This window comes from Myxococcus sp. NMCA1, assembly GCF_026810205.1.
GTDB classification, from domain to species: domain Bacteria; phylum Myxococcota; class Myxococcia; order Myxococcales; family Myxococcaceae; genus Myxococcus; species Myxococcus xanthus_A.
Window position 1 is genome coordinate 6,772,426 of sequence record NZ_CP113950.1, and the last position, 14,686, is coordinate 6,787,111.

Annotated in this window: 10 protein-coding genes; 4 read left to right on the forward strand and 6 right to left on the reverse strand. The window is 67.5% G+C overall.

The genetic code is table 11. The features are described from left to right. Positions 1-142: 142 nt before the first annotated feature. Positions 143-1,387 carry an MFS transporter gene (locus OZ403_RS27835; protein WP_140794383.1) on the forward strand — a complete coding sequence of 415 codons (1,245 nt, stop codon included), beginning with the start codon at positions 143-145 and terminating at the stop codon, positions 1,385-1,387. 469 nt (positions 1,388-1,856) lie between these two features. Here OZ403_RS27835 and OZ403_RS27840 read toward each other — a convergent pair whose 3' ends face one another. Together OZ403_RS27840 and OZ403_RS27845 are read right to left on the reverse strand one after the other, a co-directional pair. Beyond that, on the reverse strand, positions 1,857-2,921 hold the full coding sequence (locus OZ403_RS27840) for a ferritin-like domain-containing protein (protein ID WP_268782201.1): 1,065 nt from the start codon (positions 2,919-2,921) through the stop codon (positions 1,857-1,859). 287 nt (positions 2,922-3,208) lie between these two features. Beyond that, entirely contained in the window at positions 3,209-3,514 is a 306-nt protein-coding gene (locus OZ403_RS27845) for a hypothetical protein (RefSeq protein WP_140876630.1), read from the reverse strand. 396 nt (positions 3,515-3,910) lie between these two features. Here OZ403_RS27845 and OZ403_RS27850 point away from each other — a divergent pair, with 396 nt between their 5' ends. Continuing rightward, a complete protein-coding gene (locus tag OZ403_RS27850; RefSeq protein ID WP_174258907.1) occupies positions 3,911-5,512 on the forward strand; it encodes a PKD domain-containing protein in 1,602 nt (533 codons plus the stop codon). Between the two features lie 128 nt (positions 5,513-5,640). Here the strand turns inward: OZ403_RS27850 and OZ403_RS27855 are convergent, their stop codons facing one another. Then, entirely contained in the window at positions 5,641-6,609 is a 969-nt protein-coding gene (locus OZ403_RS27855; RefSeq protein WP_140794385.1) for a hypothetical protein, read from the reverse strand. 298 nt (positions 6,610-6,907) lie between these two features. On the opposite strand from OZ403_RS27855, the gene OZ403_RS27860 reads away from it, so the two are divergent. Together OZ403_RS27860 and OZ403_RS27865 are read left to right on the forward strand one after the other, a co-directional pair. Then, positions 6,908-7,615, forward strand: a complete 708-nt coding sequence (locus tag OZ403_RS27860; RefSeq protein ID WP_268782202.1) for a response regulator transcription factor — start codon at positions 6,908-6,910, stop codon at positions 7,613-7,615. Between the two features lie 198 nt (positions 7,616-7,813). Beyond that, positions 7,814-11,134, forward strand: a complete 3,321-nt coding sequence (locus tag OZ403_RS27865) for a serine/threonine-protein kinase (protein ID WP_268782203.1) — start codon at positions 7,814-7,816, stop codon at positions 11,132-11,134. Here the strand turns inward: OZ403_RS27865 and OZ403_RS27870 are convergent. From OZ403_RS27870 to OZ403_RS27880, 3 genes are all read right to left on the reverse strand, one after another. Next, positions 11,128-11,556: a hypothetical protein gene (locus OZ403_RS27870; RefSeq protein WP_140799493.1), complete on the reverse strand. Its 429-nt coding sequence runs from the start codon at positions 11,554-11,556 to the stop codon at positions 11,128-11,130. The two genes, OZ403_RS27865 and OZ403_RS27870, sit on opposite strands and share 7 nt — an antisense overlap. Positions 11,557-11,682: 126 nt before the next feature. Beyond that, the gene (locus OZ403_RS27875) at positions 11,683-13,284 is read right to left on the reverse strand and encodes a sigma 54-interacting transcriptional regulator (RefSeq protein WP_268782204.1); all 1,602 of its coding nucleotides are present in this window, start codon (positions 13,282-13,284) and stop codon (positions 11,683-11,685) included. Positions 13,285-13,378: 94 nt separating this feature from the next. Continuing rightward, entirely contained in the window at positions 13,379-14,614 is a 1,236-nt protein-coding gene (locus OZ403_RS27880; protein ID WP_268782205.1) for a hypothetical protein, read from the reverse strand. Positions 14,615-14,686: the final 72 nt, after the last annotated feature.

The following is a 14,686-nucleotide window of genomic DNA, read 5'->3' on the forward strand; positions in this document are numbered from 1 at the left end:
TTGCAATGCCTCGGGAATCTTTCCGGGGGTGTCTACCCATTGAGCGGACTTCACTCGGCGTTGAAGCGAAGGCCACGACCGGCATAGGGCCGTCCAAACCTGTGCGGTTGTTGATACCCGGCCAGCGGTTACAGTGCGCGCCATGCAAGCCTCCTGGAAGCGCAACACGGCCCTCTTTCTGGGCAGCCAGGCCCTCTCACTGCTCGGCTCCTCCCTGGTGCAGTACGCGCTCCTGTGGCAGGTCACTTTGCAGACGCGCTCGAGCGTCATGATGACGCTCTACATCGTGGCCGGATTCCTGCCCACGTTCCTCCTCTCGCCTTTCGCGGGCGTCTGGGCGGACCGGTACGACCGCCGCAAGCTCATCGTCCTCGCCGATGCAATGATTGCGCTGGTGACCCTGGCGCTGGCCGTGGTGTTCACGTTGCGCGGCACGGAGCTGTGGCTCTTCTTCCTGGCCGCGGCGATCCGCTCCGTGGGTACGGCCGTTCAACAGCCGGCGGTGGGCGCGCTGCTGCCGCAGTTGGTGCCCGAGGACCAGCTGATGCGGGTCAACAGCATCCAGGGCACCCTCCACTCGGTCAACATGTTGGGGGCGCCCGCGCTCGCCGGCTTCCTCATGTCCGTGGCCCCCCTGCAGGTGCTCTTCTACATCGACGTGGTGACAGCGGCCCTGGCCATCACCCTGGTGACGCTCTTCGTTCGGGTAGAGCCGCGTCCCCGCGCGCCAGAGCAGGAGGGGGCCTCGCAGCTGACGGAGATCCGCGACGGATTCCGCTACATCCGCGGCCACGCGCACCTGGTGCCGTTCTTCGGCTACCTGGGATTCATCATGGTCCTCATCACTCCGGCCGCATTCCTCACGCCGCTGCAGACGGCGCGAAGCTTCGGGGACGAGGTGTGGAGGCTGACCGCCATCGAAATGGTCTTCTCGGTGGGCATGATGATGGGGGGCGCAGCGCTCGCGGCGTGGGGCGGCTTCAGCAGCCGCATGCGGACGATGGTCGCATCCAACGTCATCATGGGCGCGTGCACCGTGGCCCTCGGCGTGGTGCCTCACTTCGGGGTGTACCTGGCGGCCATGGGGATCTTCGGCGTGGCGCTGCCGCTCTACAACACGCCCGCCACGGTAATGCTCCAGGAGCGCGTGGAGCCAACCTACCTGGGCCGCGTCTTCAGCGTGATGACCATGCTCTCCACCGCGCTGATGCCGATGTCCATGCTGCTCTTCGGGCCCCTGGCAGAAGTAGTCTCCATCGAGCGGCTCCTGCAGGTCACCGGCGTGCTGGTGATCCTCCTCGGACTGCTCACGCCGCTACACCGCCGGCTGATGTCCTTCGGCGAGCCCAAGTCTCCCCCAGTTGAGTCCCAGGAGCTGGCCAGCTGAGGGCGTGAGGGGCACCACATGGGGGCGGCCGCCGCACGGGCCTGCCCCGAAGAACTTCTGAATGCGCCCTACGGGGAGCGTGAGCAGCGCATCAACCGCAAGCCACGGCCAGCCAAGGCAACCCGTGCGATGCGCCGCGGCCCGCGGGTATCCGACCTGTCGTGCGGAACCATGTTTCCGTCGAAGCACAGAGTCGTGATGCCCGCTCCTGGGAGTCAGACACTGTGCTCAAGCGATTCTGCCATGGGCTGTCAGACCAGCGCCGCCATCAGACCACCCCATCATCAGGCGCGGCCTCGGCGCTTCCTTTTCGTTCTCCTGGACCAGAAAGGACTTCCATCAAGTGATGGCCAGTCCAATGGGTGACGTGCCTGGCCGATGGCCCATGCGGCGGCTTCCGCTCCAGTCTCGCCGCTGACCGCGGCGCCTTTCGCAGCCAGACGGTGCCAACTCCCACGCCGCACACCGGTCAGCAGCGCGGCGCGGCCTCCACGGGTACCGCGTCGCGCGAAGACGCAGCGGGCACCCCCTGGAAGTCACTGGGGCCGCTCCGCATCGAGAGGTTCGACGGCGCCAGCAGTGCCTCCGCCCGGGCGCGCGTCCGCTCGATGCACACCGCCATCAGTCGCCCCAGCTCCACCTGGGGCAGCACGCCGTTTCGCGCGAGGAAGTCCTCGTCGACCCCTGGGATACGAGGGAGCGCAGGCGTCTGCTGCGACTCCAGCGCCAAGAGGGCCTGGCGCAACGCGTCCTTCGCCCTCCGGCCGCCCCGCTGCAGGGCGAAAGCGATGACGTCCCAGGCCAGCTCCGCGTGCCGCCCCTCGTCCTCGGAGATGACCGACAGGGTCTCCCGCACGACAGGGTCTGAGGCCCGGCTCGCGCCTTCGCCCGCGACCAGGGAGGCCATCCCCTCGGCCAGACATCCATCCAGCAGCGAACCGCGCACCAGCCGGGCCCAGGTGTCTCCTGAATACATCGGGGAAGGCGGCGTACTTCCCTGTCCAAGCTCCGGAATCGTTCCGGCCGTCCAGCCCACCCCCGAGTAGGCGCTGGCGAGCGCGAAGCACCGCCTGGCGTGACGAATCTCATCCAGCGCCGCCAGGTGACAGTCCTCCAGGAGCTCCGAGGGCGCCCCCAACGCGGAGAGCTTGAGCGACAACTTCGAGAAGGCGGGAACGGACGCGTGCTCCAGGCCCGCTGAGTACATCCATACCTCCCCGAGCACCGTTCGCTGCCAGGGTGTGAGTCCCGAAACATCCGGAACGGCGTCATCCGCCCAGCCCGCCCCCAGTGCCCGGCGAGCCACGCGCGTTCGACCACGCAGGCGAAGGACCCTCCCCTTCGTAAAGTTGGTGGTGCAGAGCAGGTGGACCAGAAAAACCAGGCCCCCCACCGGCACAGCGGAGACGAGTGCCATGACGCCCCCGAGGACCCTCAGGCCCCAGGGCTGGCGCTTCTGAAGCATGAGGATGAGTCCCCAGACGAAAGCCACCACGAACAGGAGGACAACGAGAATCACAGCCGCGGCATCCATGGCCAACCCTTTCGAGAGTCCGCGGCGACGCGCCCCCGGTCTCACGAGTGTCGTCGGCAATGCACCGAGAATGCCAGCGCCGTTGGCCCTTCCGAGAAGGCCCGGGCGTGCACGGGGTGGCGCGGTCGCAGCACACCTGTGCACGCCGCTACACGGTGGACAAGGGCCGGTCGGGCGCATGCGGGGAGGTCGCCGTCGACCATCCCTCGCATGAGCCCTCCTGCGGCGCGCTGGGGTGAGTCCCCACGAGTGACTGCTCGACTCACGTCCAACGCACACACACGCCATCACTCAACCGTCGGCGCACAGTTCTGAGCCTCGCCCAAACAAGGCTCGGCATACACCACATCGACAATTTGGGTGCGCGTCCCGGTATGCGCCGCCAGACGGCGACACTCACAATAGGTTTCCCCAACCCATGTCGTGAAGGTCGCCTCGCTGCAGTAATTATACTGAGCGTTCTCCAGGCAGAGAAAATCACTATCCACACCCTCGACCTGGGGTGCAGCTGACTTCTCTGCCTCAGAAACGCGCTCACCAGCCCCCAACAGCAGTCCCATCGACGTCAAGAGCACCGCGGACAGTCCAGCCATGACCCCGCCCAAGAGAGTTGGATGGAACCGTACGCAGTTCAAGACCACACAGCAAAGCCAGCAAATCAAAACCAACACTACTCAACACTCACATCTTGAGCCACTCCCCCATCACGCCTTGCGATAGCGGCCGCCCCATTCGGAAGGACTGCGGCGGAATCAACCCGTCCACCAAAGGGGTTCACGCCCCATGCAGACACCCGCGCTTGAACGTTCTTGCCTGACTTGAATCAACCCAAAGATTGACACGCTGGAGTCGCCACTCGCAATGTCGGCCCGTCGCTGCCATTGGCGACCCGGAGAGCGTCTGGGCATGAACGAGCGCAATGGCTCACACACAGACGCGGATCGCCGGCCATCGCACCGTCCACGACGCACAATGCAAAGGAGCGTTCCATGTCGAAATCGAATCAGTCCGCGCCAACCATTTCTCGCCGCAGCCTGTTGCCAACACTCGCCGCGCTCGCCCTGGCTGTCGCCGCGCCGGACGCCAGCGCGTACTCGGCGATCTACGGCGGCGGCCCGTTCTATTCCGGCGGGACCCCGGTGATGAACGACCTGCGCAGCTCGGGTTTCACCACGGTCATCCTGTGGAGCTTCCACATCGAGGAGAACGGTGACCTGATCTACAACGACATTCCGGTGGTCAAGAACGGCGCCTACATGGGCGACCCTGGCTGGCCGGCCCGGCTGGCCACGCTGAAGACCGCGCCGACCTCGGTCAATCGCATTGAAGTGTCGATCGGCGCCTGGGGTGTTCCGGACTTCGAACGCATGATTCGACTGGTCAACGGCACCGCGCCCGGCTGCGGAACCACCGTCGTCTGCGGAACCGGAAGCAACGGCATCCTGTACAGAAACTTCCAGGCGCTGAAGGCCGCCACCGGCGCCGACGCGGTGAACTTCGACGACGAAAGCGCCTACGACCTGGCCCCGACCACGACCTTCAGCCAGATGCTCATCGGGATGGGCTACAAGATTACCTTCGCGCCGTACACGCAGCAGACGTTCTGGCGGAACCTCAGGAACAACCTCGGCAGCGCCGTCGATAGAATCTACCTGCAGGTGTACGCCGGCGGCGCCGGCAACAACCCGGCGAGTTGGAACACCGCCATGGGCATGACTGTCGCACCGGGCTTGTGGTCCAGGCATGGCAGCGGCTGCGCGTCGGGCGACAGCCCGTCCACGGTGCAGACCCGGATGAGCAACTGGAAGACCAGCGCCGGCATCAGCGGCGGCTTCATGTGGTTGTACGACGACATCCAGCAGTGCAGCGCGCAGGGGACGAGCGCGCAGTATGCGGCGGCCATCAACACCGCCGTCAGCGGCAACACCCCACCGGTGGCGAACTTCGGCGTCACCGTCAGCGGCCTCACCGCGACCTTCAGCGATGCGTCCACCGACGCGGACGGAACCATCGCCTCGCGCAGCTGGAATTTCGGCGACGGCAGCACCTCCACCGCGACCAACCCCTCGCGCACCTATGCAAGCGCCGGCAACTACAACATCACCTTGACGGTCACCGACAACGGCGGCGCCAGCCATACGAAGTCCCAGGCGGTGTCCGTCGGTTCGGGCTACGCCAATCTGGCGTTGAACAGGCCCACCACCAGTTCGGCCCCCTGCAACAGCACCGAATCGGCCGCCAAGGCGGTCAACGGCAGCGTCTCGGGCGGCACCACCGACAAGTTCTGCTCACTGACCTCGCCGGCGTGGATGCAGGTCGATCTCGGTACGGCGCAGACGGTCAGCAGCTTCACGATCCAACACGCGGGTGCGGGCGGTGAATCGACGGCTTGGAACAGCAGGGCGTTCACCATCCAGACGTCGAGCAACGGGTCCACTTGGAGTACGCCCGTCACGGTGAGCAACAACACTGGCAGCACTTCGACCCATGCAATCACGGCGACATCGGCGCGTTACATCCGGCTCAACGTGACGACGCCGGCTCAGAATAGCGACCCAGCGACGCGAATCTACGAGTTCGAAGTTCGCTGAACTGTCGGCAATGAAGCCGGCCCTCGGCACCACGAGGGTCGGCTTCGTGCCTGTGCCTACTCCAAGCAGGCATCGGCGAAGACGGAGCGAATCACACCGGGCATCGACGGGTCCGACCTGCGCGGACATCAGGGGCTGAACGTACACAATCCGCCGCTGCAGTTCCACCTGAACGCATAAGTGAAGTGATATCCGTCGCCGACCGCGTCCGTGACGTCCCATCGATGATTGCGGATGTAGTAATCGGTGCTGCCGCAGGCAACGAGTGGAGGACACGTCCAGTAGGTGCCGCTGTATTGGTGGAACGAAAACCATTCTCCGGCAGCAACGTTCCAGGCAGCTTTCACAGAAGACTCGTACGACACCCAAAGCCCGACAGTCCCCCGATAGGGCGCGAGTTGGGTGAAGGACGTCTTGGCATTCGCGGCCGCCCAACCGTTACCCGTCACATTGGACCAGCAGTCGACGAAGTCCCCACCCTTGTAACAGACGCTGTCTCTCCAGAAGGGGCCGTCCGCGCTCGTCAGGGGTTGAGTCACGGACGAGAAGCCGTCTCTCCCCTGCTCCCCAAGGTCCGGTGCGAATCCCCCTGATGATTCCAGATGGGGAGCCGCTTCATCCCGCACGATGACATGGGCATCATCAGGGACAGCACGGCGCGATTCGGCGCTGACCAACGCCGTGGGCGGCGTGGCGCCTCGCGTCAACTGGCGATAGAGTTCGACGGCGGAGTGCCTGGCAACATCACCGTCACGTAAGACACGTCCATCCGCTACGGGGCCCCGCTCCACGACGAGGATGCCGCCGGGCTGCAAATCGTAGAATTCGATGAAGTGCTCCCGTGACACCTCGACACGAGCAAGCAGCTGATTGAGCTCATCGAGCTTCGGCCGCAGTCGCCGCGAGGCCTCCACCGCGGCCGCCGGATCGGACTCATAGAGTCGGTCGATGCGCTGGAACGACAGTCGCGCTGCACTCAGCGAGGACGGGCTGAGATCGATTGGCGCTTGGGTCTCTTCGAGTCCGTCACCGCACCCTGCTGACACCAGACTGGTCATCAGCAGAATCCCCAGCCGAAACGCGCACTTGCTCTTCATGATGTATCCTCCTTGGCTCCGGCTCCCAAACGATGCGCCGCCACCGTGCCTGTGAAATGCCGCGCAAATCCTGGCTTGAACATGGAGTACTTGGAATTCACTAAAATTAGGGAGATGCTCGGTCCTGCGCGAACCGGGAGATCCCATGAGCGGTGGCACCCTTCGAAGCCCGCAGGTTCATGCGCTCGTGCGGCTCATCAACGAGGCACATGAGTTGCCAGCGAGAGTGGCGACACGGTCCCGGCATCTCCTCGTCGGGCTGTGTCGCATTCTGGGCGCAGAGGCCGGAGCGTGCGTCTTGGAGCGCGACTTCAGACCGGGAGGACATGTCGGCTTCACGGAAATCGTCCTGGAAGGGTGGAGCGGGAGCGCGGTGTCCGCGCTCGAGGCGCTCCGGAGGATGGGAAGTGCCTGCAACCCCGCCATTCGCTCATTGATGGAGCGCGGCTCGGAGCCCGGCACCCTCGTCACCGCGATGCGCCGGGAACTGGTGGAGGACTGGAGTTGGTATGGCGCCCCCTATGTCGAGCATTATCTGCGCCCCACGGGGCTCGATGACTCTGTGTATTCAAGCCAGTGGTCCGGGCTCCCGGGGGTGGTGCGGGGTATCGGAATCTACCGTGAGCGGGGCGGCCGCCCCTTCGATGCCGCGGACCGAGAGCTGCTGCATCTGTTCCACGCCGAGTGCGGAGCCATGTTCGACCCGCCAGGGTCCTCGACGTTAGAAACGCCGGCAGGCTGGCTGGCGCCTCGCGAACGTCAAACGTTGGAGTTGCTGCTTCAGGGACTCGGAGACAAGCAGATCGCGGCTCGGCTCGGCATCAGTCGCTTCACCGTGAATCAGTACACGAAAACCCTCTACCGCCGCTTCGGAGTCCAGTCGCGGGCGGCGCTCATCGCACAGGTGCTCGCACGCGATGAACCGGAGACCACGACTGCGCTCCCCTCACGACAAGTCCCGCCAGATGGACAACCGAAGCTCGCACGCGCATCCGACGGTCAGTAGCCGTGTTGAGAGCGGCCGTCTTGAATGAACCAGGGCAGCAGGCCTCTCCCCGGCGGCGGAGGCGCGCTCCGCGCAAGAACGGAGCGCTGTCACACGGTGACGGTGCGCACGTTCACCTGTTTGCTTCACCCGGAGCGAAGGCGGGTAGATATGGGCACAGGAGCGAGAGCCACCAGCGAAGCCGCGAGCACAGGAACCGTGGGCGCGTCCACCCTGGACGGGCCTCCCGCACCACGCCCCGCCGCCCAGGAGACGCCTGTCTTCCCCGTGCCCGGATGGGAGCGCTACCAGGGGATGCGTTTCCTCGGTCAGGGCGGCATGGGGCAGGTCTTCCTCGCGTATGACCCACGGCTGCGCCGCCATGCCGCGCTCAAGCTCGTCCGGGGCCAAGACTCCGGGCTCACCCGGCGCATCCTGTCCGAGGCCCGTGCCCAGGCCCGCGTCGAACATGAGCGCGTCTGCCAAGTGTACGAGGTGGGAGAGGTCCAGGGACACGCCTTCATCGCCATGCAGTACGTGGACGGCCTGCCGCTGAATCAGCTCGCGGACACGCTCACCGTGGAGCAGGTGGCCCTGCTGCTGCGGGATGCCGCCGAGGGCGTCCACGCCGCGCATCGGGCCGGCCTCATCCACCGCGACATCAAGCCCGGCAACATCCTCGTCGAGCGCACCGAGGACGGCCGCCTCAAGCCCTACGTCATGGACTTCGGGCTGGCGCGCGACTGGAAGGAGCAGGGCCTCACGGCCACCGGCGCGGTGCTCGGCACGCCGCACTACATGGCCCCGGAGCAGGCCCGCGGCGAGGTGTCCCGGCTGGACCGGCGCGCGGATGTCTACAGCCTGGGCGCCACGCTCTACACGCTGCTCACGGGGCAACCGCCCATTCCGGGCGACAACGGACTGGAGGTGCTCAGCAACATCGCCACCGTCGAGCCCCGCCCGCCGCGCGCGCTCAACCCGGCCCTGCCCGTGGACCTGGAGGCCATCGTCCTCAAGTGCCTGGAGAAGGACCGCGCCTCCCGCTACGACTCCGCGCGAGCCCTGGTCGAGGACCTGGACCGGTTCCTCGCGGGCGAATCCGTGCGCGCACGCCCCACCGGCCCGGGCTACCGGCTGCGCAAGACGCTGCGTAAGCACCGCATCGTGGTGGGCGTGGCCTCGGCGGCGCTGCTCACCGTGGCGCTCGCCGCCGTCCAGGTCGCCCTCACCCGCCAGGAGGCCCTCCAGCGCGAGCACCTCTCGCGCCGGTTCACCGAGCGCGTCGAGCGCATCGAGGCCCTGGCCCGCTACTCCGGGCTCTCGCAGCTCCACGACATCCGCGCCGACCGCGAGGCCCTCCGCGGCCACATGCGCGCGCTGGAGGCCGAGATTCACGAGGCCGGCGCGCTGGCCGTGGGTCCCGGCCACTACGCCCTGGGGCGCGGCGCACTGGCGCTCGGCGACGTGGCCCAGGCCCGCGAGCACCTGGAGGCCGCCTGGAACCAGGGGGTCCGCGAGCCCCGCGTCGCCTGGGCCCTGGCCCTCGTGATGGGGCACCTGTACCAGGAACAGCTCCTGGAGGCGGAGCGCTTGCGCGTCCCGGAGCAACGCGAGTCGCGCAAGCAGGACATCCAGCGGCAATACCGCGCGCCCGCGCTGGAGTGGCTGCGCCAGAGTCACGGCGCCGACGTGCCCTCCCCCGAGTATGTCGCCGCGCTGCTGGCCTTCTACGAGGACCGGCTGGACGAGTCCCTCACCCAGCTCGACGCGATGAAGGACCGCCTCCCCTGGTTCCACGAGGCCCCGCTGCTCCGGGGCGACATCCTCCAGGCCCGCGCCACCCGGCGATGGAACCAGGGTGACCGGGAGGGCGCACTGGCCGACTTCGAGGCCGGCCGCCGCGCCTACGCCGCAGCCGCCGCCACCGGCGAGAGCGTGCCCGAGGTCCACCGCTCGCTGGCGAGGCTCGAGTACACCGCGATGGTGATGGAGCTCTACAGCCAGGGGGAAGTCCTCCCACCCTTCACCCGCGGGCTGGAGGCTGTCTCCCGCGCGCTCCAGGCGGACCCGGACTTCGGGCTGGCGCGCGTCCTGGAGGCGCGCTTCCACAACCGGCTGGCGGAGTTCCGCATGAGCCGGGGCGGTGACGTGGAGGAGCCGCTCGACAAGGCCCTCACGGCCGCGCGCGCCGCGATGCAACAGGTGCCCGAGCCTCCCCGCGCGCGCATGGAGCAGGTCCAGAGTCTCTGGCGCCGCGCCCGCTCCCTCCAGGCCCGGAGCCTGGACCCCAGCACCCCACTCCGCCAGGCCGTGGAGTTGCTGGAGCGCATTCCCGAGAAGGACCGGGACTACGAGTTCCACGCCACCCGAGGCCTCGTCTTCAAGATCCAGGCGGACTACGACGACGAGAAGGGCGAGGACTCGCGCGCCCACCGCGCGGAGGCCATCGCGTCCTATCGTGAGGCCATCCGGCTCGACGAGCGGATTCCCGACGCGTGGATCAACCTGGGCATCGCCTACCTCACGCGTGCCACGCTGCCGCGCGCCGAAGCGCCCCTGGCGGACCTGGAGCAGGCCCGCGCCGCGCTGGATACCTCGCGCAAGCTCAACCCGCGCAACTACGTGCCCTACTTCCTGGGCGGCACGCTGAACCTGCAGCTCGCCCAGCGGCGCCGGAATCAAGGAGGAGACGAAGGGCCGGACCTCGCCACCGCGCTGGAGTTCTTCGACGGCGGCCTGCGCATCAACGCCCGCATCGCCCAGCTCCACAACGGCCGCAGCGCGGTCCTCCTGGAGCAGGCGCGAGCGGCGTGGGACTCCGGCGGCGCGCCCCTGCCCCTCCTGGAGCAGGCCGTACGGGCCGCGCGTCAGGCCATCGAAGTAGCGCCCCAGCAGGGCTTCGGCCACCACAACGTCGGTGAGGCGCACGCCGAGCGCGCCACGTACCTCGCGCGCTCCGGCAAGGACCCACGCCCCGACCTCCAGGCGGCCGAGGCGGCCTACCAGCAGGCCAGCGCGCTGATTCCAGGCGGCGCGCACTACCCGGCCAGCCTGGCCCGTGTCCATGTCCGGAGAGCCGCCTATGCGCTGGAGAACGCGGGCGACCCACGCGCGAGCCTCGACAAGGCCGAAGCGGCCCTACGCCAGGCCTTCGAGCGCGGCCCCCGGGAGCCCCTGGCGTGGCTCGTCCAGGGCGAAGCGCGTGGGCTGCGGGCCCGCTGGCTCGCGCGCCAACAGCGCGCCCGCGCCGAGGACTTCGGGGAGGCCGCACACTCCTTCGAGAAGGCGCTCGAATCGGAGCCCCAGCGCCTGGACTATCGCGTCGCCTTCGGCCACTTCTGCCGCGAATGGGCCGCGTGGCGGAGGTCGGCGGGACTGGAGCCCCGCCCCGCCCTGGAGCGGGGCCTCGCGCTGGCGGACGAGGCACTGGCCGCGCGCCCTCGTTGGGAGGACGCGCTGCGCCTGCGCGCCAGCCTGCGTGACGCGAGCGGGACGGCGAATGGGGCCGTCGAAACCTCGAGCGGCCCCTCAGCTCACTGACATGCCTTGCCGCCCGGGCCAGGGTCTGTTCCCACCTCCAGCGTCCCGGTCCGCGAGTCATCCGGCAGTTCGGGGCACCCATTTACGGCGGTCACGGTGTACCTGCCCACGACCAGGAGGGGCATATCCCCCTCCTTCTCGGGAAGCAGCGACATGGGAGGTTCCAGCTCGGGTCCATCCACCTTGATGACCACCTCCGTCTGGCAGGCATTGATGAACCGGACAGTGCCTCCCTTTGAAAGGCAGTGGTCCGGAGCGAAGTGGAGTCCGTTTGCATCGAATTGGACCTTCACTTCGCGATGAAAACACTTGCATGAATAGGACTCTGGCAGCGCCTCCTGCGCGGCCACGGAGGTGTCGCCGACCATGACCCCGACGAACGGAAGCCCGAGCATCAGGCCCGGCACCAGGACGTGCCTCATTCGACTGCGCACCATCTCTCTTGGATTCATCACAGGGCTCCCAGGTCGGACTCAGGCACGAATGCCGGATTTACCTGAAACTCAGCACCCCGCGCTGTCAACAGCATTCCAGCCCGAGGAGACTCCCTAGGCGAGCCCAAGCTCCTTCACGCGACGCCCCAACGCCCGCTTCGACACCTGGAGGCGCCGGGTCATCGCATCGAGGTCCCCCTCGCAGTCATGGAAGCAGCGAGCGATTTCCTCGGCACTCAACGCGCCAGCGGTTCGCAGGGTCGGGCTTTTCTCTATCAAGTCGTAGATGGAGGACCGGTGGATGCGGAGCTGGTCGGCCGCGGCCTGGAAGTCCCAATCCTTGTCGCGGAGGGCGGCCAGCAGCTCCTCCTCGGGAATCTCGGAAGGCTTGCGACGGGAAGCGGCCCGGGCATCCACGGGAGCCGAAGCGCTGGCGGGCCGTCCCGGAGGCGCCACCTTCGCCAGGGCCAGCTCCTGTTCGAGCTCTGCGTCGAGCCTCAGGCACGGCTGGCCACGGTTGCCGATAACAAGCTGCCGCACCACGTTGCGCAGCTCTCGGATGTTCCCTGGCCACGGGTGGCCCATCAGTCGCGCGGCCAGCGCCGGCGGAAGCCAGGGCTCCACGTGAGGCTCCGGGGGCTCCAAGCGCCACGCCTCCCCTAGCGCCTCCAATTCCGCGCGAGCGAAGTGGCGGAACAGCAACCCGATGTCCTCGCGCCGCTCCCGCAGCGGCGGCACGCGGATGGAGTAGCCCGCCAGCCGGTGCAGCAGCGGCGCCTTGAAGCGCCCCACCTGAATCTGTTCCTCCAAGTGCGCATCCGTCGCGGCGACCAGCCGCACGTCCACGGTGATGGGCGTGCGGTCGCCCACCGCGTAGAGCTGCCCCGTCTCCAGCACGCGAAGCAGCATCACCTGGACCTCGGGAGGCGCCTCGCCCATCTCATCCAGGAACAGCGTCCCCTCATGGGCGGCCTGGAAGAAGCCGGGCTGGTCTCTCACCGCGCCGGTGAAAGCCCCCTTGCGTGTGCCAAACAGCTCCGCGGCCGCCAGCTCGCGAGGGATGGCGCCCAGATTCACACTGACGAAAGGCTTGTCCCTGCGCGTACCGTGCTGATGGATGGCCCGGGCAATCAGCTCCTTGCCAGAGCCCGTCTCGCCGCGAACGAGCACCGGCACGCCAAGGTCCGCCACCTGGGTGATGTGCTGGCGCACGCGCTGGAGCCCCATGCTGCTGCCCACCATGCCTAGCGCGTCCGCGTCCTCCCGCGCCGTGGGGTCCGTCAGGTGCAGCACCAGCAGCACGCGCCCGGCCAGTTCCAGCGGCACCCCCGCGGCCACCTCCGCCGCCGGCAACTCCCACGGCTCGCGCAGCACCTCGCCGCCAATGACCACGCGAATTCCATCGCTCGGCTCCAGGCGGATGCCACCATCCGCGCCCGGAGCAAAGGTGAGCGGCTTGCGGCTCAGGTAGGGGTCGGCCAGGTGCAGGCCAAGCGCGCTCCCGGGCCGAATGAACTCCGGCTCGTTGCGGGACAGGCGCACCGGGCGGCCCGCCAGCAGCGCCTCCAGGAACAGCCGCTCACCGACACGGCGCATCTGCGGGTGAGAGACGACGGTCAGCGTGGGGACGAGCCGGGAGCCCTCCGTGGTGAGCGGGCGTCGGGAGGCATCGGCCGTGGAGTGGTCCCACGTCGGGGGACGGGGCTGGGAAGGCACGCTCCAAAGCAAAGCAGACTTCCGGCGACGCTTCCACGCGTCGACTGCCGGGCTCCACGCGTGGAACCCGCCCTCTGCGCCTGGAAGCCCATGACTACGGAGGAGGCAGCGGCTGCCAGTTCGGGTCGGGCCAGACGAAGGGGTTTCCACCTGATCCCGGGGCCGCGTTACCGAAGTAACGCTGGCAACCCGCGACGTTCTCCGAGCGCCCCAACAGCTCCCAGAAGCCAGGACAGACGTCCCGAGGAATTCGCGTGCGGCAGTCCGCCATCGTCCGCTCACCCGCGTCAGGCTGCGCGTAATAGGCGCTCACGAAGTTCCAAGCGATGCGCTGGAGGGTCTGGACGGTCACCGCGTTCGCGCCAGCAGGCCCCGTGGCGCCCTCGGGCGACTCCCGGAACACGGACGCATGGTGGACCGCGGCCATGTAGTACGCCCCCAGGCTCGTCAAGTGGACGTTGTCGCTGAAGAGCACGTTGAGCTTCTGCGACGTCGTACCGGTGATGCCCGGCACCTCGTTCGCGATGACGCGCTCCACCAGGTCGACCAGCGCCGCGCTCCCCGGGAGCGCCACCACGCGGTCCGCACGCCCATCCGACTGCAACGTGAGGTTGACCTTGGAGGACACACACTCCCAGGCAACCCGAGCGTTCTTCTCGTAGGCAATCCACCGGGCCGGGTTGGCTTTATCGATATCCAACCACGTGTGATAGAAATACGTCACGGCTTGCGGATTCCCGGCAATCAACCGGTCATGGAAGTGCCGCAAGTAACCGACGGTGTTCTCCCACTCGATGGTGCCCAGGAGGTCATGCCGCTCGGTGATGAGGAGGGTGTCGTATCGCTCCCCTGGGCCCAGCGTCTGGGGAGACAACAGCTCCTGGACCACGTTCATGTTGGAGCCCACGCGATTCTTGCCCTGGCGGTACCCTGCCCATCCGCCATTGCCCCAGGTCCGCACCCGGAGGGGTGAGCCAATCACGTTCTGCTGGTTCCAGTTGAAGTCCTTGCCCAGGCTCGTGGCGATGCCATCGAAGTGGTCGGGCATGGGGTTGTCGAGCAGGCTATGTCCGGAGAAGAAGACCCGGGCGCTCGTGACGGGGGGCACCGTGCCGGGCTCCCCCGCGTCCGAGCTGCCGGCATCCGGGACTCCCGCGTCCTCCGCCCCCGCATCTGGCTCCGTGTCGCCGCCGTCCGGGGACCGTACGCCCGAATCAGCGGTGCCAGGAAGCGCGTCGTCGGGAACGTCCTGACTGGACTGCCCAGCACACGCCAGCCCGAGGGAGACAACCAGAAGGGTGCATGGCCTCAGCCGGAATGCATACATCATTCAAGTCCTCATCGCTGAAACGACGGTTCCATCCCACCGCTCCACCCTACTGGAGCGGCCACCTGCGCTACT